Here is a 20,434-nt window from a genome sequence, read left to right as displayed (position 1 = left end):
ACAAAGGAGGAAAAAACAGTATGAACATTCCCCAGGATTTGCTGTATACCAATGATCATGAATGGGTAAGGGTTGATGGTGAGCAGGCTTATGTCGGTATTACCGATTTTGCCCAGGACAACATGGGAGATATCGTATACGTGGAGATGCCGGAAATTGATGATGAGATTGCAGCCGGTGATCAGATCGCCGTAATCGAATCAGTAAAGGCCGTATCATCCATTTTTTGCCCGGTAGGCGGGACTATAATCGAAATCAATGATGCCCTGGAAAGTGCTCCGGAATTGTTAAATGAAGATCCCTACGAAAACTATGTGGCTATTGTTAAAATGGATAATCAGGATGATCTGGATCAGCTTTTATCACCCGCAGCTTACGAAAAACTGTGTGCGGAAACCAATTAGGGGGTAAGAAGATGACCTATACTCCCAATCCACCTTCTGTCAGCCAGGCAATGTTGCGCAGCATAGGCCTTGCCTCGATGGAGGAATTATTTGCGGATGTTCCTGCGGATGTAATCCTGAACCAACCGCTTAATATTGGTGAAGCCCACAGTGAAATTGCTCTGCGCCGACATTTGCAGGAAATGGCCAATAAGAACATAAATGTTGACCAATTTCCTTGTTTCCTGGGTGCAGGTGCCTATGACCATTACATTCCGGCCGTGGTTGAGCAAATGCTTTGGCGTTCAGAATTCTACACTGCCTATACCCCTTACCAGCCGGAATTAAGTCAGGGAATTTTGCAGGCTATTTTTGAGTATCAGACCCTTATCTGCAACCTTACCGGCATGGATGTATCCAATGCCTCCTTGTATGATGCCGGAACGGCTTTGGCTGAAGCCTGTCATGTGGCTTGCGAAGCCAGCCGGAGAAGCAAGATAGTTGTAGCTGGAACGGTAAATCCACAGTATACTCATGTCTTAACCAGTTATAGTATTTCCGGCAACACCGAGATTGTGACGGTAGCTGCCCCGGACGGCACAGCCGACCTGGATAGGATGCTAAAGGAGATTGACAAGCAAACTGCGGCTGTAATTATTCAGCAACCGAATTTTTACGGACACCTGGAAGATAATATAAAAATCCTGGAGCAAGCCGTCCATAAACAGAAAGGCTTGTTAATCATGTGTGTTGATCCTATTTCTCTGGCTGTTTTGAAGTCCCCGGCTGAATGGGGGGCAGATATAGTGGTTGGTGAAGGTCAGTCTCTAGGCAACAACCTGAGTTTTGGAGGGCCCTACCTGGGATTTATGGCCAGCACCAAAAAATATATACGTAAACTGCCGGGGCGTATAGTCGGTGAGACTGTGGATCTGGAGGGCCGCCGGGCTTTTGTATTAACACTGCAGGCACGGGAACAGCACATCCGCAGGGAACAGGCCCTTTCCAACATTTGTTCCAATCAGGCCTTAAATGCGCTGACCGCCAGTATCTATCTTTGTTCCATCGGTGCGCGGGGGCTGCGAGCCATTGCCAACCGCTGTCACCAACTGGCCGTATATGCGCGGGATGAATTCCTTAATAAAGGCCTGTCCATGAAGTATGAGTTGCCCTTTTTCCGGGAATTTGCGGTTAAAGTCGATAACCCAGCTCAAATGAATAAAATGCTGCTGGAAAACGGCATAATTGGCGGATATGAACTTGAAGACTCATTATTGCTGGCTTTTACCGAGAAAAGAACCCGGGCCGAAATCGATAAACTGGCTGCGCTTTTAGGAGGATACAATCATGACTAAGCTTATTTTCGAAAAGAGTGTTCCCGGGAGTAATGCCTTTTTTCTGCCTCCGGTTGATATACCATCCGTAGATTTGTCTGCCACTATCCCGCAGGATTTTCTCAGACAGGATGAGCTAACCCTCCCAGATGTAAGTGAGGTTGAAGTCGTTCGGCATTTTACCGAATTATCTCACCGGTCTTTCGGAGTCGATGATGGCCTTTATCCGCTGGGTTCCTGCACCATGAAATACAATCCGAAAATTAATGAGTGGGCAGCCCGTTTACCGGGTTTTGCCTCCCTGCACCCCTACCAGCCGGAATCAACCGTCCAGGGAGCCTTGGAACTCATGTATAATACCGATAAAATGTTGTGTGAAATTACCGGCATGGATCGTTATACCCTGCAGCCGGCAGCCGGCGCCCATGGGGAAATGACCGGGGTAATGATTATTAAAGCCTATCATCAGGATCGACAGGATAGCAAACGCACTAAAATGCTGGTGCCGGACTCGGCACACGGCACCAATCCGGCTACCGCAAATGTGGTGGGTTTCGAAGTAGTTGAGATAAAATCCGATGAAGAGGGTCTGGTTGATCTTGGTGACCTGCGCAGCAAGATGAATGACGAGGTAGCCGGTCTAATGCTGACTAATCCAAATACATTAGGGCTTTTTGAAACTAATATAATGGAGATAGCCGCGATCGTTCATGAAGGCGGTGGTCTGCTGTATTATGATGGTGCCAATTTAAATGGCATGATAGGGGTCGCTCGCCCAGGGGATATGGGTTTTGATGTGGTACACCTCAACCTGCATAAAACCTTCGGAACCCCTCATGGCGGCGGCGGCCCGGGATCAGGTCCAGTCGGGGTAAAATCATTTCTGGCTCCGTTTCTGCCAGTGCCGCTGGTCGAGAAAAAGGAGGAAGCCTATTATTTCGATTATGACCGCCCTCAATCTTTGGGTCGGGTCAAAGATTTTTACGGTAATTTTGGAGTAATCCTTAAAGCATATGCCTATATATTGGCCTTAGGTGGGGAGGGGCTGCGTTCCGCTTGTGAACATGCGGTTTTAAATGCCAACTATATTCGCCACCATTTGCGGGGCGTTTATCATATTCCGTTTGATCGTATCTGTAAACACGAGTTTATAGCCAGCAGTCAATATCAGATGGAAGAATCGCATATATCAACTCTGGATGTTGCCAAACGTTTGATCGATTATGGATACCATCCTCCCACCATCTATTTTCCGTTAATTGTCAAAGAAGCAATGATGATTGAGCCAACCGAAACGGAAAGCCAAGCCCGGCTTGATGACTTTATTAAGGCCCTAAAGGATATTGCCCGGGAGGCGCAAGAGAATAGCGAATTGATCAAAACAGCTCCGCGTACTACGCCTGTCAACCGCCTGGACGAAGTGGGAGCGGCCCGTAAACCCAAGGTCAAATGGGAGGCTGCGCAATGAAAGATCTTCTTATTATCGGCGGTGGCCCGGGAGGTTATGTAGCGGCAATCCGAGCGCGGCAATTGGGTTTGGAAGTTGCGCTGGTGGAAAAGGATCAGTTGGGAGGTACCTGTCTGAATCGAGGTTGCATACCGACCAAAGCCTATTACAAAAATGCCGAAGTCATGCGCACTATGAGTAAACTGGAGGAGTATAACATTCAAAGCTCCGGGGTGCAATTTAATATGGCGGCGGCTCGCCAGCGCAAAGAAACGATTGTCAACAACCTGGTTGCCGGGGTAGCGGGTCTGCTAAAAGCTAACGGAGTTGAGGTGATTAACGGACAGGCGTCTATTCAGGATGCAACTACCGTAATAGTCAAAGATCAGGTTATTAAGTGCCGCCGCATACTAATTGCCAGTGGTTCTGAATCAGCCGATCTGCCCGTTCCAGGCGCAAATCTGCCGGGTGTAATGAAGAGTGAAGATATCCTGGATATAGAGCAAGTACCAGCGGAGCTGATAATCATCGGCGGCGGGGTAGTGGGAATGGAATTTGCGGGTATTTTTAATTCCTTCGGCAGCCGAGTAACGGTTTTAGAATATGCCCCCCAAATTCTAAACACGCTGGATAGTGAGCTAATCAAGCGCTCGAATGTAATTTTTAAACGGCAGGGCATTGAAATACATACCGGCACCAAAGTACAAAGCATACAGGTTGCCGAAGGTGGTTTGCAGGTAACAGCCGTAAACCCAAAAGGCACGTTGATAAAAGAAGCCGCCCTGGTTCTGGTCGCTGCCGGACGGAAACCCGTTACCGATGGCCTAAATCTCGCCAAGCTGGGCATAACAACCGGGCATGGATTTATCCAGGTCGATGAGAACTTTGAGACTAATGTTAAGGGTATTTATGCTATCGGAGATGTTATCGGCGCTCCTATGCTGGCGCACGTAGCATCCGAAGAGGCTATGGTGGCAGTCGAACGTATGGCAGGCTTGGACAGCCGGGTTTCTTATCACGCAGTACCGGGGTGCATATTCACGTTCCCGGAAATAGCAACAGTCGGCATCAGTGAAGATCAGGCCAAACAGCAGGGAATCGATTATCAAACAGGCAAATTCCAGTTTGGCGCCAACGGCAAAGCTATGACCCTGGGCGAGACGGACGGTCTGGTAAAAGTGATAGCTGATCAGGAGGATACCATAATCGGGGTGCATATTATGGGGCCGCATGCTTCGGATTTAATCCTGGAGGCCACCCTGATGGTTAAGAACCGCATGAAAATTAATGACGTCAAAGGGGTAATTCATCCTCACCCTACCTTAGGGGAAACCCTTGCCGAAGCCATCGCCGCAGTAAAAGGCACAGCCATCCACCTGCAACCCCCCAGGGGCCGCTAAGGAACGAAAAGAAATAAGAAAACAGACACAGATTTATAGGATTTACACAGCTTATTTTATTCCGTCCAGGTTCTCCCCTGTAGTATTAAAACCGAGGAGGCTTGTATGATTCATCTTATTAATCCATCGACTGACCCCTACTTTAATCTGGCCTTGGAGGAGTATCTCTTAATGAATGAGTTTGACTTAAACGATTATTTCCTGCTCTGGCAGGATCGGCCGGTCGTGGTGGTGGGACGTAATCAGAACACCCTGGAAGAAATAAATCTGGAAGCGATCCGAAGCCAAGGGGTTGAAGTGGTGCGGCGTCTATCCGGGGGCGGAGCCGTATACCACGATGAAGGAAATCTGAATTTTACCTTTATCGTTAATGATGAAAACCGGTCTGCCTTTGATTTTGCCAGATTTACTGAGCCAGTTATCGAGACCCTGGACAAGATGGGGATAAAAGCTGAAAACAGCGGGCGCAACGACATCACCATTGCCGGCAAAAAATTCTCCGGTAATGCCCAGTGCCGCTTTAAACATCGTCTGCTTCACCATGGCACATTGATGTTTGATTGTCGGATTGAAGATATGGTTAAGGTATTAAACGTCAGCCCGGATAAGATTGTATCCAAAGGGGTAAAATCAGTAAGGAGCCGGGTTACTAACATCAGTGAACATATTAAGCAGCCGGTATCCTTGGAGCAATTTAAAGACCTGCTTGTGCAGACGGTAAGAGATGGAGGTTATCTGCAGGGAGATCGTCAGCTTTCTAAATCGGAACTGCTGGAAATAAATAAATTGCGGCAGAAAAAATACATAAGCTGGGATTGGGTGTATGGCAATTCTCCACCTTTTAATATTCAGCGCAAAAAAACCTTCCCCTGGGGAACGGTCGATCTGCGGCTGGACATTAAAAATGGTTTAATAGAAAAATGTAAAATATATGGCGATTTTTTCAGTAACCGGGATGTAACTGAATTAGGCAGAGACTTGACAGGCACCCCCTACCGCCAACCTGATATTGACCACAAACTGGCTGTAATGGATCTTAATAGCTATTTTCCCGCCGCCAATCCGGGTGAAATAGAAGGACTTATCGGCGATGGTTTAGTAATTAAATAGACGCGGATCTTGCGTCAGCCTTAATAGCGATGGTTAGGGAGTAGCAGCCGTATTCGAAGGATTTCCGCGCTTTAATAGACCCAGATAACGCAGATAAGACAGATTAACACAGATTTATCTTAATTAATAAAACGCTATTAGCGGTATCAACGTATATGCTTGCAAATCCGCTAATTTGAATGAGTTAAAATAGCCGTAATGGATGTTTAGAAGTATAACGCAACTATTTTCATGGGTAGTTATTAATATTAAAAAAACGCTTAAATCCGCGTCTATCCGCTTGCCAGACCCTGTTCATCTTAACGAGAGGTGGTATATATGCAATTAAATCATATAACCGGCAACAGCTATTACCTGGATGGCGACAGTGCCATAGGGGTCTATGTTTTTGCTGATAACACCTGTCTTTTGGTGGATAGCGGTCCCGGGGAAGGACGAGCGAAAAAGGTACTGGATGTGCTGGAACAGGAAGGCCTGCAGGTGCATGCTATATTTTGCACCCATGCCCATGCGGATCATTGCGGCGGCAATGCCTATATACAGAAACAGACCGGTTGCCGCATAATGGCCTCCCCCATAGCCGCCGCCATAATCGAAAATCCCCTGATAGGGCCGGCTATGCTGTACTCTGCTTATCCACTCCGGATTTTGACCAGTCGAGCCCTGATGATGCATCCCAGTAGAGTTGATCAGATCATACATCCCGGCCCATTATATATAAAGAATGAGGAATTTACCGTCCTGGACTTGCCGGGCCACAGCATCGGCCAAATCGGCATAATAAACCCCGATGAAATAGCATTTTTAGGGGATACGCTCATGCATGAAAAAATGCTGGCAGACTACCCGTTTTTGTATATGGTGGATATCAACAGCCAACTGCAAACCCTGGTCAACATCCAGGAAAAAGGCTGGCCGCAAGTATTTTTGACCCATGGCGGTTTGCTGGATGATTTTAAGGCTAATATAAAAAAGAACCAGGAACGTATCGATCATATTATGACAGTAATCCTGACATTTCTGAAAAACAGTAGTACCCGCGAGCAAGTAACCGCCCATGTGATTAAGGAATTCAATCTTACCATCAACAGTGGCCAATACTTCCTGATTTTCTCCACCGTTTCTGCCTTCCTCAGCTATCTATGTCATCAAAAACAGGCCCAAACCAGGGTGGAGGACGGGATAATGAAGTATATCCGGATAGAAAAATAATACCACACCAAAGTCATTTAAACCGCCTCAATTACCCCATCTAATCGACATTTGGTTATGCTAGACAATCCTACCCTGATGTGTTATCAATATATATATATAACCAAAAGTTATCGTTTGGAAAGGGGGCTCGTTTACATGCCTGAAGAATTTAAACCAGGATGCCAAAGACCGCCCGTAAAGAAGATTGATCCAGAAACAGCTGCAGGTATCAGTAATGAGAGCGTATTAAAGGAGGCGAAACCAAGTATGGTAAAAGTAGGCAAACCGGCGCCGGATTTTACAGCCGCCGCTTATGGGCAGGGGAAGTTTGTTAATACCAGTCTTTCTGAATACAAGGGGAAATGGGTATTGCTTTGTTTCTATCCCGGTGATTTTACATTCGTCTGAGCAACAGAAATCTCAGCAGTTGCTGAAAAATACGCTGATTTTAAAGCCCTGGGCGTAGAAGTGCTTTCCATTAGTGTGGATAGTGTTTTCGTACATAAGATGTGGAACGATCATGAACTTTCCAAGATGATTAACCAGGATATACCGTTTTTGATGCTGTCAGATCAGGATGGCAGTATCGGCAAAATGTACGGTATATATGATGAGGATAGTGGGGTTGAAACCCGAGGCCGGTTTATTATTGATCCGGACGGTAACATACAGGGTTTTGAAGTCCTGACTCCGCCGGTAGGCAGAAATGTAAGCGAAACCATCCGGCAGATAAAAGCTTTCCAACTGGTGCGGGAATCACAGGGAACCGAAGCTACTCCGTCAGGTTGGCAACCGGGCAAGCAAACTTTAAAGCCTGGGCCGGATCTGGTAGGCAATGTGTGGAAGGTCTGGAAGGTCAGCGAAGCATTTAACGATTAGATTGTCGCAAAATATTGCTGTTCCCATCTTCGTAAAGGAAATGGGAGCAGCTTTTTAATTAGTATTGAAACATTATTAACGGTTTGTAATCAAGAAAAAACTGTTTTAAGGGAGTGCAGACATGGAAGATAAATTGACTCCGTCCCAGGAGGATTATTTGGAGGTTATTTTACAGTTATCCCAGGAAGACGGCAAGGCTACAGTTAGTGATATCGCCCGGCAAATGAATATTGCCAAACCCAGCGTAAATCAAGCCATCAGCACTTTGCATCGGGAAGGATTGGTTACCCAGGAGCGGTATGGGCCGGTCTATCTGACCGAAACCGGTCGTATCAAGGCACAGGAGGTCTGGAAACGCCACCAGATTATAAACGATTTCCTGCAAGAAATACTAAACGTTTCGCCGGCAGTAGCAGATCAGGATGCCTGTTTGATGGAACACGTCATAAGCGCGGAAACTTTGGAAAAGATGAACTGTTTTTTAGCCGCCCAACCATCCGCTAACCAAATGCCTGCGCGGTCTTTAACCTTGGCCGATATACATCCTGGTCAAAAAGCCAGGATTATTAAACACTCCGCCGGGAATTCCCACCTTAAAAAACGCCTGTTGGAAATGGGTCTGGTTCCTGATACAGTTGTTATGGTGGAAAGATTCGCCCCCCTGGGTGACCCCATCGAGATCCTTATCAAAAGCTATCATGTTAGTTTGCGCAAAGAGGAGGCAGCTTCGCTGTTGGTTGAGTTAATTCAGGATTAAACCTAGTTTATATTTATCCAACCTCATGCGGTGTTTTTCATAGTTAAAAGCATCTCGATGTTGGAATTATTCCTGCCGACCCGGATAAAAAATCTCAAGCCGAAAAAATTGTTGACAGAAAAGCGAATGGATATTATTATAAGAACAGCAATTTATGATAATGATTATCAATATTGCAAACATTTAAACGGAATCCTGCGGGAGCGATTTTTTTACTAAATAAAGTTAGGTCAAACTAACAAAGAGGGGAGTTGATGATTTTGGAAACCTTGACTTTAGTTGCATTATCATTACTGGCATTGATTATCCTGGCTGTTCGCAGCTGGCGGGCAGTAAAAAGCTTTAGTAGACCAGACGAGGATGATTATTGTTCCTTTTGCGGCAGTTGCACCGATTGCTGCCAAGCAGCTGATGAGAAAGAAAAAGGGGAGATGATAAACAATGACACGTACATTAAAGGATTTAAGTCCGGGGGAGCACGGCAGGATCAAAACGATCACAGGTGATGGTCCCATACGCCGTCGGATTATGGATATGGGGCTGGTGCCGGGTACCGAACTGGTCATGGAGCGCTATGCGCCCCTGGGAGACCCGGTGGAGGTTAAAAACCAGGGCTTTCATATAAGTTTACGTAAAGAAGAAGCCGATACCGTTATCCTGGAATAAGTGTGGGGGAGGATTGAGTTAATGACGGAAAAAAAACTGGTTGTCGCCCTGGCGGGTAACCCCAATTCAGGCAAAACAACAATTTATAACAATCTGACCGGCAGCCGCCAGCATGTAGGAAACTATTCAGGGGTTACGGTAGAGAAAAAGGAAGGTCGGGTAAAACATGCGGGTTATGATATTACTGTTATTGATTTGCCGGGAACGTATGGGCTGTCTGCTTATTCCCCTGATGAACTGGTCAGCCGTAACGTTATTTTGCACGCAAGGCCCGATATTTTGGTAAATATTGTGGATGCCTCTAATCTGGAGCGCAATCTCTATCTTACCAGCCAGTTATTAGAACTGAAAATCCCTATGCTGCTGGTTTTAAATATGGCGGATGTGGTCGAGCAAAGAGGCGATAAAATCGACTCTGATTTGCTTTCCAAGCTGCTGGGAATGTCGGTCGTTAAGGCCGTGGGAAGCAAGAATGAAGGGACGCAGGAAATATTAACTGAGGTTATTAAAATTGCTGAAAATAAGATCGAGTTACCCGAGCGGCAGGTACGTTATCGTCGTGAAGTCGAAGATGAATTACTGGTTTTACAAAGGATTATTAATCAGGAAAAAACAGCAGCACTGGAAATAGCAGCCGGAAGCGACTCAGTCGGGAATTCAAGATTGCCCTATCCCTCCCGCTGGTTGGCTTTAAAATTTTTGGAAAAAGATCGCGAGATCATGAAACATCTGGAAGAATTTGACCAAGAGTTACCGCTGCAAATAGAAAAAAGCCGCAAACGGCTCCAAAGTATGATCGGCGATGATGCGGAAACTTGTTTAGTCGAAGATCGGTATGGCTTTATCCGCGGTGTGTGTCGCGAAGCTTGCCAGACCAATACACTCGAACGACTGACACTAACCGAGAAAATTGATAATATTCTTCTTAACCGGGTTTTGGGGATACCAGTATTCCTAGGCATTATGTGGCTGCTCTTTCAATTGACATTTACCCTGGGAGCACCTCCTATGGAGTGGATAGAAAGCGGGATAGCGGCTTTGGCCGGATGGGTAGAAGTCAATATGGCGGAAAGTTTACTGCGCTCCTTGCTGGTTGATGGGATAATTGGCGGGGTCGGCGGAGTGTTGGTATTCTTGCCCAATATTCTTTTATTGTTCCTGGGAATAGCCCTGTTGGAAGGAACCGGGTACATGGCCCGAGCCGCTTTTGTTATGGACAATATTATGCATCGAGCCGGCCTGCATGGTAAATCATTTGTTCCCATGCTGATTGGATTCGGCTGTACCGTACCGGCCATGATGGCTACCCGGACTCTGGAAAATCCACGGGATCGCTTGGTCACTATGCTGGTTACCCCTTTGATGAGCTGTGGAGCTCGCTTGCCGGTCTATACCCTGCTTATTGCCGCATTTTTTACCCCCCGGGCGGGTGGCAATGTACTGTTTTCGCTTTATCTGATCGGCATTATCCTGGCGATTGCCATGGCGCGTTTATTTAGAACTTACTTGTTGCCTGGTGAAACTGAACCATTTGTAATGGAACTGCCGATTTACAGAATGCCTACCCTGAAAAACATTCTGATTCATATGTGGGAGAGAACCTGGCTTTACTTACGAAAAGCAGGTACTATAATCCTGGCCATGTCTATCCTGATGTGGGGGTTATTTACGTTTCCTAACGTGGATGAACATGGCCGGGCTTTTAACGAACCGGCGATCCAATTAGAAAACAGTTACGCAGGCAGAATGGGAAAGGCTATCGAACCTGTGATCAAACCGCTGGGCTTTGATTGGAAAACCGGGGTGGCTTTGGTTAGCGGTCTAGGAGCCAAGGAAGTCGTTGTAAGCACCATGGGTACGTTATATAGTATCGGGGATAGTGAGGCCCTGGCTGCTGAAGAGGCTGCGGCTGTGAAAAGTTTTGCCGAAAAGGTAAGGGAACAGTCAGGTTTTACTCCTTTAGTTGCTTACGTGCTGATGATATTCACGTTGATCTACGTACCTTGTTTGGCTACCGTTGCCATAATGAAGAGGGAAACCAATGGTTGGAAATGGCCGCTCTTTATGGTTGCCTACACCTTGATATTAGCCTGGCTGGTATCTTTTATAGTATACCGGGGAGGACTTTGGCTGGGAATTGGGGTTTAATAAGGCGTTTCCTGCTAGACAAATAATCCTGAGAAACGTTATCATAACATGGATAGGTTAATTTAAAATACGGAGAATCAGATATGTCAATTGATAACGTAACATTGGCTTTTATTCTAACGGCTCTGGCTGGTTTATCCACTGGAATAGGCAGCCTAATTGCCTTTTTTGCCAAAAGAACTAATACCACCTTTTTGTCAGTCGCTTTGGGATTTTCGGCCGGAGTGATGATATATGTTGCCATGGTGGAATTATTGGCCGAGGCACAGGAAATTGGCGTAAATATCTGGGGGAAACAGGGATTATGGGCGGTTACCGGCGCTTTTTTTGCCGGTATGATATTGATTGCATTGATAGACAAACTTGTACCTGAGTATGAAAATCCGCATGAACCGAAATTAATCGAAGGAACCCATGATCCAGTCGCCCAGGTTAATCCTGACGCGCTTATGCGCCTAGGCATTATGACAGCGATGGCGATAGCCATACACAATTTCCCTGAAGGAATGGCTACATTTGTTTCGGTATTGCATGATCCCTCGGTAGGTATAGTTATTGCTCTAGCTATTGCTATACACAACATACCCGAGGGTATTGCGATATCAGTACCTGTATATTATGCTACCGGAGACAAACGTAAAGCCTTTTTGTATTCCTTTCTTTCGGGACTTTCGGAGCCGCTAGGGGCATTAATCGCCTATTTAATATTGCTTCCGTTTTTAAGCGAGGCCCTGCTGGCTCTTTTATTTGCCGCCATCGCCGGGATAATGGTGTTTATATCTTTGGACGGGCTTCTGCCTGCAGCCAGGGAATATGGCGAAAACCATCATGCTATATACGGAATGATCGCTGGAATGATGGTTATGGCCCTGAGTCTTTTGCTGATGTAGGATATTATACGATAACGCAATGCTAAACGGCAGCATCCTTTCCCTTAAGGTTACCAAAGTCCCTTCACGTTAAGCAGAACATGATACCTAGCGGTCACATATTGCCGAATTTCTAGTTGGTTTTTGCCTGCTTATGATTTACGCTTATATCCAATCCACACGATGTTTCGTCGTCCTTGTCCAGTGTTTGGCGGGCATGCAGATACCTTAAAAATCTTTGCAGCTCCAATAGCGATTCTTCATCCAATCCTGCGATCAACTCCTCGGTATGATGCTTTAATTCGGTTTGAATAATTTGACTTGAATGGTCAACTTGCATAGGGGGCGTTGATTTTTTTAAGTGTTTTGGGTGCTCTGCTGTTGGTTCGGGAGCTGCCGGGTTAACATTATCTTCAAAGGGGCGGGGTATATCAGATATGCCGACCAAGTAATCCAAAGTTACATTAAAAAATGCAGCCAACTTAACCAGGGTGTCCATGGCCGGGAACAATCTCATTTTGAGATTGTTCCCACCTTTTTTATCAAGTGGGCAAATGAGAGGAAAGACATAAAAACGAGTGGTTGAAAACTGGTAAAAAACCGATATTATATTAAATATATTTTTAACCGGAAAAGGACACTAAGTCAATGAGTGAGCATGACTTACATAACCAACTAGCTGATTCATCTTTTTCCCCGCTTGCTGAGCAGCAGGATTTCCTGTTTGCGGTCTTGGAGCTTTTTCCTTTCCCTACCGAGGTGTTTTCTTCGGAGGGAGTCAGCCTGTTTGTGAACAGCGTATTTTTAGAATTCTTTAACCTTCCCGATCCTTTAGAAATTGTAGGTAAGCTCAATATTTTGCAAGACCCCTATATTAATAACCAACTAGGCTTTAGCGACTATTTGCGCCGGGTGTTTTCTGGTGAGATTCTTTCATATTATAATATCAGAATACCTTTTGAAGAAATCAGCTACCGTTATCAGTCTCAGCCAAGTAAATTCACAGAAGAAGATATGTACCAAGATATTACCAGTTTTCCTTTGTGGAATGAGGATGGGGCGCTGGCTTATGTTGTTACATTATTTATGACTAAGCGCGTTTATCAGTCAGGATTAGACGTTATCAAGGCGAGAGAATATATTGACACCCACTGGCTGGATGATTTTGACCTGGACGAAATTGCCCGGCATGTCGGCCTGAGCCGCCATCATCTGGCGCGGCTGTTCAAACGCTTTATCGGCATGACACCTTATAGCTATTATCAGGAAATTAAGGTAGGAAAGATCAAAGAGGCTCTGAGTGATACCAGCCTTAGCATCCGGGAAGCTTTTGCCTCATGTGGTGCGGATTACGGCGGCTGTTTTGCCAAAGCTTTCAAAATAAAGACCGGAGGGTTGACCCCGTCTCAATACCGCAAGACTTTGCCTAATGAACCGGGTGATAAACCGCGAAATATGGGTGTAGGGGAAAAAGCGGCCGGGGTGCCCGGCCCTTTGCGGCTGACTTCTCAGTACTCTGAATATGAAACAGAAAAACGGCTTTTTCAAACTGCCGAGCTTTTCCCTATTCCTATTCAGATATTCAAGCCTAACGGTGATATAGCTTTCGTTAACGATGCGGTGCTCAGAATGTGGAATGTCTTGGATACCTCGCAGATTATGGGAAAATACAATCTGATTAATGACCCCTTTGTCAATGAACAGTTTGGGCTTAGGGACTACATCCAAAGAACCTTTCGGGGAGAAGTTGTTATGATTCCCGATATCCGCATTCCCCTGGAGAATTTTTGGGAATGGTATAAAACCCGCAGTGCTGTTTATGATATAGAGGCAGTCTACAGTGACATTTTAAACTTTCCGATATTAAATGCCGATGGTGAAATGGCCTATGTGATGAGTATTTTTTTTACCAGAAGAATTTATCAGGGCAGAGCTGACATCGCCAAATCCAGGGAATATCTGGAAAACCATTGGCGGGAGGAATTCAATCTGGCTAACCTGGCTGAAGCGGCTGGATTAAGCCCTTCTCACCTGGTACGGCAGTTTAAAAAACATACGGGTATGACCCCGTATAGTTATTATCAGGAAATAAAAATAACTCACCTTAAAGAAGCCTTGCGGAATAAAAACCTCAATATTGCCCAGGCGTTCATCTCCTGTGGTTTCCGATATCCTGGCAATTTTGCCCGGTTTTTTAAAAAACGGGTAGGCATGACCCCCTCTCAATACCGAAAAACTATGAATAAATAAGCTCCTACAAAAGCCCTGGTATCTGGCACCGGATACCAGGGCTTTTGCCGTGTTTTAGAAATATGCGCATAATTGAATGATTTTGAGCACTGATTAACTATTCGGATGCTTTACTTTTTTCCTACAATTAATATGAATCGAATTTCAAAAAAACGGTATTTGTCCAGTTTTCTACCCGGTCACCGTTGGGGAGCAAGCGGTGTGATAAGTAAAGCCAACCGTATGTTTAGAAAGGAAACATATAGAAAGATTAATCAAATTCTGTGAAGGGAAGAGGAGGAATTATCAAAATGTCTTTTAAAAGAAAATTTAAAAGCTGGTCAATTATATTGAACATAGCCATGCTTTTCATGCTATGGCCGGGCGGAGCAGCGGTGGCCGATTCGGATACTATTAGTGTTACGACTGAACAAGGGTTAATAGACACTGTAGCTAATGCAGTTTATGCGGGTTATACGATCAGTATTGATGAGGACATCAGTCTGACTAGCGGAAATTTAAGCATTGGACAAAATATCACCCTTACCTCGTCCGTCGGAAAAACGCTGGATGCGCTGGCAAACAGCATTACCATTCCCGCGGGGCAAACAGTGACCATTAACGGCGATTTGGAGGTTACGGGCAGCGGTACTTCAGTCATTGAAGTAGCAGGAACAGGAAGCTTCACCCTGGACGGAAGTGCTGCGGTGAGGCAAACCGGCTCAAGCAGCTCCGGGGCTATTAAAAATAACGGCGGTACGATCACCATCAATGGCGGTACGGTTGAGAGCAGTCATACCGGAATTAATAACGACAATAGTGCGGGGACAGTAACCGTAACCAGCGGTACGGTTACCGGTACGACAAATGCAATCAATAGCTATGGAACGTTGAATGTCAGCGGTGGGACAATCGGCAGTACAACCAACGTTCAAAATGGCATCCGAGTAATGGATAGGACTACTACCATTAGCAATGGTAATATCAATGCTAACTATTATGCCGTGTCCGTAGGAACGGGCTCAACGGCTAATATCAGTATTTCCGGCGGCATTTTTAATGCCAGCCATGCATTATCCTGTTCAAAGACTACTACCTTGACCGGAGGCACATTTAACGGCAAAGTGACAACGAACGGAAACGGCATTATTCACATTGATCGTAGCAGTGGCGACGATATTACCCTGTCCGCTAGCGGTGTTAGTTATTCGGACAGTGGTCAATTACGAAGTTTCCTCACCTCACTTCCTGCTGTTCCACTAACTGCAACTCAGAATCAGCTGTCCAGTGTACAACTGACGGGTGCCTACGAGGGTGGATCTGAAAAAGTGGCCTTTGCAGTTGACGACAGCACCGATGCTAAGTTAGGAGCGACTGTGAATGGTTCGGGAAGTACGGCAACTGTAAATATGACCCCTACGGAGTCAGGCAGTTACAAGCTGGTGTTGACCGCCGCGGGAACAGGGAGCGCCAGCGGGCAAACCTTTAAGCTGACCCTGCCGGTTACGGTGACGGCAGCCTCGCTTACTCCTCTCGCTGCACCTACCGGCCTCGTCTGGGATACCACGACGCCCGGTAAGGCGAAGTGGAATGCAGTTACAGCAGCGGCAAGCTACAGCGTGCAGCTCTATAAGGGTGGCACAGCGCAGGGCAGTGCGGCCAGCGTTGCGTCCGACACGCTGGAACATGATTTTACTGCGGATATTACCACAACCGGTACCTACACTTTCAAAGTCATAGCGGTAGGAAACGGTACGACTAACAGTGACAGCCCGGAATCGGCGGCCAGCCCTGGGTACAGCTACACCACGGCTCCGGCAGGCACTACCGGCAATCCGGTGTGGAGCTACTCATCTCCTTTGCCGAGCTCCAGCCGGATAATCAATATGAAGGTACTTGATGGCAAATTCTGGGCTGTGGGCGAAAACGGTACTCTGCTGAGGTCTGAGGAAGGCGTCAACTGGGAGAAAATAAATATAGGGAACCCGGCCAACCTGCTTAGACTGGAAGGCATCACCTATGGAGACGGCACCTATATGCTGGTCGGCCGGCTGGACGAATACGCCAGCGCGATTTACACTTCCACGGACGGCACGACCTGGACAGAGAAAGCGGCCATCCCCCACAACCTGCGGGACGTGGCTTTTGGCGACGGCAAATTCGTGGCGGTAGGCAGACCCGGGAAAATCATGGTTTCCAACGACAATGGCGCCAGTTGGCAAACCATTGTGCCGGTTTATCCTGATAAAAAATCCTATTATCTCCAATCCATAACCTATGCGGACGGCAAATTCGTAGCGGTCGGAATGGGTTCCGACACGGGTCAGGATAAGGGCGGAATCATGACCTCTGCGGACGGTGTGAACTGGGAATTCCCTTATACCGATGCCAATAACTATATACGTGATGTAGCTTACGGCGGCGGTAATTTCGTAGCCGTGGGCGGAAAGGACAGCGGGCCCCCGTTTATCTGTACCTCTCCTAACGGAACTATCTGGTCACCGCAGGATGCCTCCGCACTTACGTTTTCAAGCCTTTATGCGGTTAAATATGCGGGAGGCAAATTCGTTGCGGTAGGTCGCACCCATTCCGGATACAGCGCCTATGCCGCCACTTCGACCAACGGCTCCGCCTGGAGCGACAATACGGCGAGCGGACTGCCCGGCTTTAACACCCTGGCCTCCAACGACACCAGCTGGGTGGCTACGAACGGCATGGGCAACATCTATAGATCCAGTGACGGACCAACAAGTTGGAATTATATGACCAAAGGCTCCACCAATACCTTAAACGACGTGGCCTATAACGGTAGCGACCTCTATGTGGCGGTGGGTGAAGCAGGAACCATCCAGACCTCTGGGGACGGAGTCACCTGGACCATTCAAACCTCCGGAACTACTCAAAACCTGAACAAGGTGGATTTTCTGGGCGGTCAATTTATCGCCGTGGGTAAGAACGGGACTATTCTTACCTCATCCGATGGCGCAAGCTGGACGGCTCAAACCTCGGGAACGAATCTGGAACTCTATGGAATTGCTTTCGATGGCAGCGGCAAGTATGTCGTTGTGGGCGGGGACAATATCTGGGAAAGAGTCATACTTACCTCCGTTGACGCTAAGACGTGGAACATCATTCTCCCTTCTAATATTATCGTATCACTTAGCACGGTCGCTTTTGGAGACGGGGTCTTTATTACCCTGACCAGAAACGGTGCGGCATTTACCTCCGCCGATGGTGCAACCTGGACGGCAGCCGGTTCCTTCAGCGGATATCCCCGCGACCTGATCTACGCCGGCGGTAAGTTCGCGGCGGTGGGCGGTTCCGGGGCAATCTATCTGTCTGATGACCAGGGCAGCAGTTGGACGATTGTCAAGAGCGATTTTGATCAGTACAACAGAAGCATAGCCTACGGTGGCGGCAATTTCATTGCCGTAGGCGATCTGGGCAATATCATTGCCTCGGCAGACGGCGGCACCACCTGGTACCGCCAGCCCTCCGGACTGGAACAAAACCCCCATTCTTACGAGAATGATTTTTATACTGATCTGAAGGGCGTCACCGCGGGCAATAACTGCTTTATGGCGGTAGGAGCAAGCGGGCTGGTGCTCAAATCCGACATGGCCGCCGTGTCCAATGAAGCCGATGCCCATGACGTGGCCATCGCCAAGTCGGTTTTGTACTTTGACAAACTGAAGCACAATGCGGATAATGATGGAGGTCAAATCAGCAGAGGCATGAATCTTATGACCGCCTTAAGCGCTCCAACTGACGTGCCGCCCGGCAGCGGAGCCCTGACCGTGGACATAAGCTGGCACAGCAGCAAACCGACCGTTATATCAAACAATGGTAATGTCACCAGACCTACCTTTGAACAGGGCGATCAGGTCGTCTATCTGACCGCAACCTTCACCAAAGGCGCGGCAGTTGACACCAAGACCTTTATCGTGCGGGTGGTGGCTAATGAATATGTTGCTCCCCTTACGGACGCCCAGCGCGTGGCGGCAGCCAAGGCGGCACTGGGAGACGGTACGGTTACGGTGCCAGCCGGTGCGGATCAGGCCGCTAAAACAGCGGCGGTGCAAAGCTATGTGAACGGCCTGCTGGCAGCTGTCCCCGATGCCGAGGGCGTGGCCGCAATGGTTACCTACAACAGCGGCACCGGCGAGTATGACGTAGCGCTTAGTAAGGGTGTCGCAAGTGACAGCAGAAGCATTGACATATTAATAATCGAGACAGCCGACCCCGACAATATAATCGTGGGTAAAGCCCTGACTGAGGTGGAAAACGCAACCTACGGCAGTATTAGCCAGGGGGCAGCCACCAGTGAGGCGGCCATTAAGGCGGCGATAAGGGCTATTGCCATAGCAGCACTGAGCAATAACAGCGTTACCGTCACTGTCAACACCGTTAGCTATTCTCAACCGGTGGCAGGTACGGCCGCAAATCCCAGCGGTACAAATGGCAGTTACGCCTTCACTGTTACCGTGAGCAAGGGGGCGGTAAGCTTAACTACTGCACAGAAAACCGTCGCCATCAGTGCGACAGCTTATACCAGTCCGGGCAGCTCCGGCGGTGGCAGCAGTAGTTCCACACCGTCGGGTACTCTGGTAACCTCGTCGGGCAGCAATGTTTCCCATAGCGGTGTAGCCTTATCCTTCCCGGCCGGGGCTGTGGAAAGCGATGTCTGGGTCCAGGTGCGGGAAGCGGCTCTGACTTCCGGGATGAGCCTACCTGGCGACAGTCAACTAATCAGCAAGGTCTTGGACATTGTAAAGGATAAGTCCGGTAATTTTGCAAAGCCGGTCACTGTTACTATGTCTTTTAATAGGTCACAAATCGACCCGGATAAATATGATATAAAAATCTGCTACTTTGACGAGGAGAAAGGCCAGTGGGTGGAACTGGACAATATTGAAGTAGATATGGGCAATGGCAAAGTTAGCGGGCAGGTGAAGCATTTTACTAAATTCGCAGTTTTTGCTACTCCTAAAGCTGTTGAAAAGGAAGAGGTGCCCACACCGGAACCACAGCTGGAATTTAAGCTGCCTGGCGATATTGCCGGACACTGGGCCCAAGACAGTATAGTCAAACTTATACAAAACGGAGTAATCAATGGCTATACCAATGGCAGCTTCCAGCCCGAAAAAGAGGTTAGCCGGGCCGAATTTACCGTTATGCTAGTCAAAGCTTTAAAATTAGAGTCTAAACAAGGAACGGTGTTTAAAGATACTGCTGGCCACTGGGCTAAAGACAGTATTGCTACTGCGTCTGCCCATGGAATTATCAGTGGTTATGACCAGAATAGCTTCGGTCCCGATAACAGAATGACCCGGGAACAAGCTGCAGTCATCATTGCCCGGGCCGCAAAACTGAAAGCCGGAGGCCAAGTGCTCAGCTTCAATGATGCTAAGCAGGTTTCCCCTTGGGCCTTATCTGGCGTAACCGCCGTAGTAGGCAACTCCTACATGAGCGGTTATCCTGATAACAGCTTCCGCCCGCAGGGATTTACCAGCCGGGCTGAAGCAGCAGTAATTATTGCCCAGCTGCTTAAAATGTAAGGCGTGAGGGGGAAGGTGTAAGGGATTAAAAGTAAGGTGTAAAAAAGATACTGATTAACAATACTGAGTACTCATATGATTTTTATATTCTGAAATCAAAAAGGATTAATCAGGATTTCACCGGGGATGATTCCCGGTGAAATTCAATTTTTATAGTGTTATAATTTTATTTGCAAAGGCCGTATTTCATAATTTGGAATATGGCCTTTCTGTAATAATTAAGCAGAACATGATACCTAGCGGTCACATATTGCCGAATTTCTAGTTGGTTTTTGCCTGCTTATGATTTACGCTTATATCCAATCCACACGATGTTTCGTCGTCCTTGTCCAGTGTTTGGCGGGCATGCAGATACCTTAAAAATCTTTGCAGCTCCAATAGCGATTCTTCATCCAATCCTGCGATCAACTCCTCGGTATGATGCTTTAATTCGGTTTGAATAATTTGACTTGAATGGTCA

15 protein-coding genes are annotated in these 20,434 nt (G+C 47.2%); 13 read left to right on the top strand and 2 right to left on the bottom strand.

Translation table 11 applies throughout. The annotated features are described in order from the left end of the window. Positions 1-20 precede the first annotated feature (20 nt). From gcvH to zupT, 11 genes are all read left to right on the top strand, one after another. Complete coding sequence (gcvH, locus tag AAV90_RS03545) at positions 21-404, top strand: glycine cleavage system protein GcvH (RefSeq protein WP_046495915.1); 384 nt, start codon at positions 21-23, stop codon at positions 402-404. An 11-nt stretch (positions 405-415) separates the two neighbouring features. Beyond that, positions 416-1,738, top strand: coding sequence for an aminomethyl-transferring glycine dehydrogenase subunit GcvPA (gene gcvPA, locus AAV90_RS03540; protein WP_046495912.1), 1,323 nt, complete (start codon positions 416-418; stop codon positions 1,736-1,738). After that, positions 1,731-3,185 (top strand): aminomethyl-transferring glycine dehydrogenase subunit GcvPB, encoded by a 1,455-nt coding sequence (gene gcvPB, locus AAV90_RS03535; protein WP_046495909.1) that lies wholly within the window; start codon positions 1,731-1,733, stop codon positions 3,183-3,185. Before gcvPA ends, gcvPB begins: the two co-directional genes overlap by 8 nt. Further along, a complete protein-coding gene (gene lpdA, locus AAV90_RS03530; protein ID WP_046495907.1) occupies positions 3,182-4,564 on the top strand; it encodes a dihydrolipoyl dehydrogenase in 1,383 nt (460 codons plus the stop codon). The genes gcvPB and lpdA overlap by 4 nt, the downstream gene beginning before the upstream one ends. Before the next feature lie 105 nt (positions 4,565-4,669). Continuing rightward, positions 4,670-5,674, top strand: coding sequence for a lipoate--protein ligase (lplA, locus tag AAV90_RS03525; protein ID WP_046495906.1), 1,005 nt, complete (start codon positions 4,670-4,672; stop codon positions 5,672-5,674). Positions 5,675-5,992: 318 nt separating this feature from the next. Beyond that, a complete protein-coding gene (locus AAV90_RS03520) occupies positions 5,993-6,886 on the top strand; it encodes an MBL fold metallo-hydrolase (protein WP_046495903.1) in 894 nt (297 codons plus the stop codon). 138 nt (positions 6,887-7,024) lie between these two features. Beyond that, positions 7,025-7,747, top strand: coding sequence for a thioredoxin-dependent peroxiredoxin (prxU, locus tag AAV90_RS14400; RefSeq protein ID WP_084691462.1), 723 nt, complete (start codon positions 7,025-7,027; stop codon positions 7,745-7,747). Positions 7,748-7,868: 121 nt separating this feature from the next. Continuing rightward, positions 7,869-8,504: a metal-dependent transcriptional regulator gene (locus AAV90_RS14395; RefSeq protein WP_046495898.1), complete on the top strand. Its 636-nt coding sequence runs from the start codon at positions 7,869-7,871 to the stop codon at positions 8,502-8,504. A gap of 441 nt (positions 8,505-8,945) precedes the next feature. Then, complete coding sequence (locus AAV90_RS14635) at positions 8,946-9,170, top strand: FeoA family protein (protein ID WP_046495897.1); 225 nt, start codon at positions 8,946-8,948, stop codon at positions 9,168-9,170. 21 nt (positions 9,171-9,191) lie between these two features. Continuing rightward, positions 9,192-11,318 carry a ferrous iron transport protein B gene (gene feoB / locus AAV90_RS03495; RefSeq protein WP_046495894.1) on the top strand — a complete coding sequence of 709 codons (2,127 nt, stop codon included), beginning with the start codon at positions 9,192-9,194 and terminating at the stop codon, positions 11,316-11,318. An 89-nt stretch (positions 11,319-11,407) separates the two neighbouring features. Beyond that, entirely contained in the window at positions 11,408-12,208 is an 801-nt protein-coding gene (zupT, locus tag AAV90_RS03490; RefSeq protein ID WP_278279293.1) for a zinc transporter ZupT, read from the top strand. Positions 12,209-12,320: 112 nt separating this feature from the next. Here the strand turns inward: zupT and AAV90_RS03485 are convergent, their stop codons facing one another. After that, complete coding sequence (locus AAV90_RS03485) at positions 12,321-12,704, bottom strand: hypothetical protein (protein WP_046495890.1); 384 nt, start codon at positions 12,702-12,704, stop codon at positions 12,321-12,323. 131 nt (positions 12,705-12,835) lie between these two features. Between AAV90_RS03485 and AAV90_RS14630 the strand changes: the two genes are divergently transcribed. Further along, on the top strand, positions 12,836-14,437 hold the full coding sequence (locus AAV90_RS14630) for a helix-turn-helix domain-containing protein (protein WP_052729579.1): 1,602 nt from the start codon (positions 12,836-12,838) through the stop codon (positions 14,435-14,437). Between the two features lie 290 nt (positions 14,438-14,727). After that, on the top strand, positions 14,728-19,974 hold the full coding sequence (locus AAV90_RS03475; protein WP_046495888.1) for an S-layer homology domain-containing protein: 5,247 nt from the start codon (positions 14,728-14,730) through the stop codon (positions 19,972-19,974). A gap of 261 nt (positions 19,975-20,235) precedes the next feature. On the opposite strand, the gene AAV90_RS15090 is transcribed toward AAV90_RS03475, so the two are convergent. Beyond that, positions 20,236-20,434, bottom strand: a 199-nt coding sequence (locus AAV90_RS15090; RefSeq protein WP_198142807.1) for a hypothetical protein, incomplete at its 5' end; no start/stop codon positions are given.

Source organism: Syntrophomonas zehnderi OL-4 (assembly GCF_000983115.1).
GTDB classification, from domain to species: domain Bacteria; phylum Bacillota; class Syntrophomonadia; order Syntrophomonadales; family Syntrophomonadaceae; genus Syntrophomonas_B; species Syntrophomonas_B zehnderi.
The sequence above is the reverse complement of the archived record's forward strand: the minus strand, read 5'-3'. Positions and strand labels throughout refer to the sequence as shown.

What these genes read in the sequence shown, in the direction of transcription:
- gcvH (WP_046495915.1), top strand. Translation starts at nt 21, where the DNA reads ATGAACATTCCCCAGGATTTGCTGTATACCAATGATCATGAATGGGTA.
- gcvPA (WP_046495912.1), top strand. Translation starts at nt 416, where the DNA reads ATGACCTATACTCCCAATCCACCTTCTGTCAGCCAGGCAATGTTGCGC.
- gcvPB (WP_046495909.1), top strand. Translation starts at nt 1,731, where the DNA reads ATGACTAAGCTTATTTTCGAAAAGAGTGTTCCCGGGAGTAATGCCTTT.
- lpdA (WP_046495907.1), top strand. Translation starts at nt 3,182, where the DNA reads ATGAAAGATCTTCTTATTATCGGCGGTGGCCCGGGAGGTTATGTAGCG.
- lplA (WP_046495906.1), top strand. Translation starts at nt 4,670, where the DNA reads ATGATTCATCTTATTAATCCATCGACTGACCCCTACTTTAATCTGGCC.
- AAV90_RS03520 (WP_046495903.1), top strand. Translation starts at nt 5,993, where the DNA reads ATGCAATTAAATCATATAACCGGCAACAGCTATTACCTGGATGGCGAC.
- AAV90_RS14395 (WP_046495898.1), top strand. Translation starts at nt 7,869, where the DNA reads ATGGAAGATAAATTGACTCCGTCCCAGGAGGATTATTTGGAGGTTATT.
- AAV90_RS14635 (WP_046495897.1), top strand. Translation starts at nt 8,946, where the DNA reads ATGACACGTACATTAAAGGATTTAAGTCCGGGGGAGCACGGCAGGATC.
- feoB (WP_046495894.1), top strand. Translation starts at nt 9,192, where the DNA reads ATGACGGAAAAAAAACTGGTTGTCGCCCTGGCGGGTAACCCCAATTCA.
- AAV90_RS03485 (WP_046495890.1), bottom strand. Translation starts at nt 12,704, where the DNA reads ATGAGATTGTTCCCGGCCATGGACACCCTGGTTAAGTTGGCTGCATTT.
- AAV90_RS14630 (WP_052729579.1), top strand. Translation starts at nt 12,836, where the DNA reads ATGAGTGAGCATGACTTACATAACCAACTAGCTGATTCATCTTTTTCC.
- AAV90_RS03475 (WP_046495888.1), top strand. Translation starts at nt 14,728, where the DNA reads ATGTCTTTTAAAAGAAAATTTAAAAGCTGGTCAATTATATTGAACATA.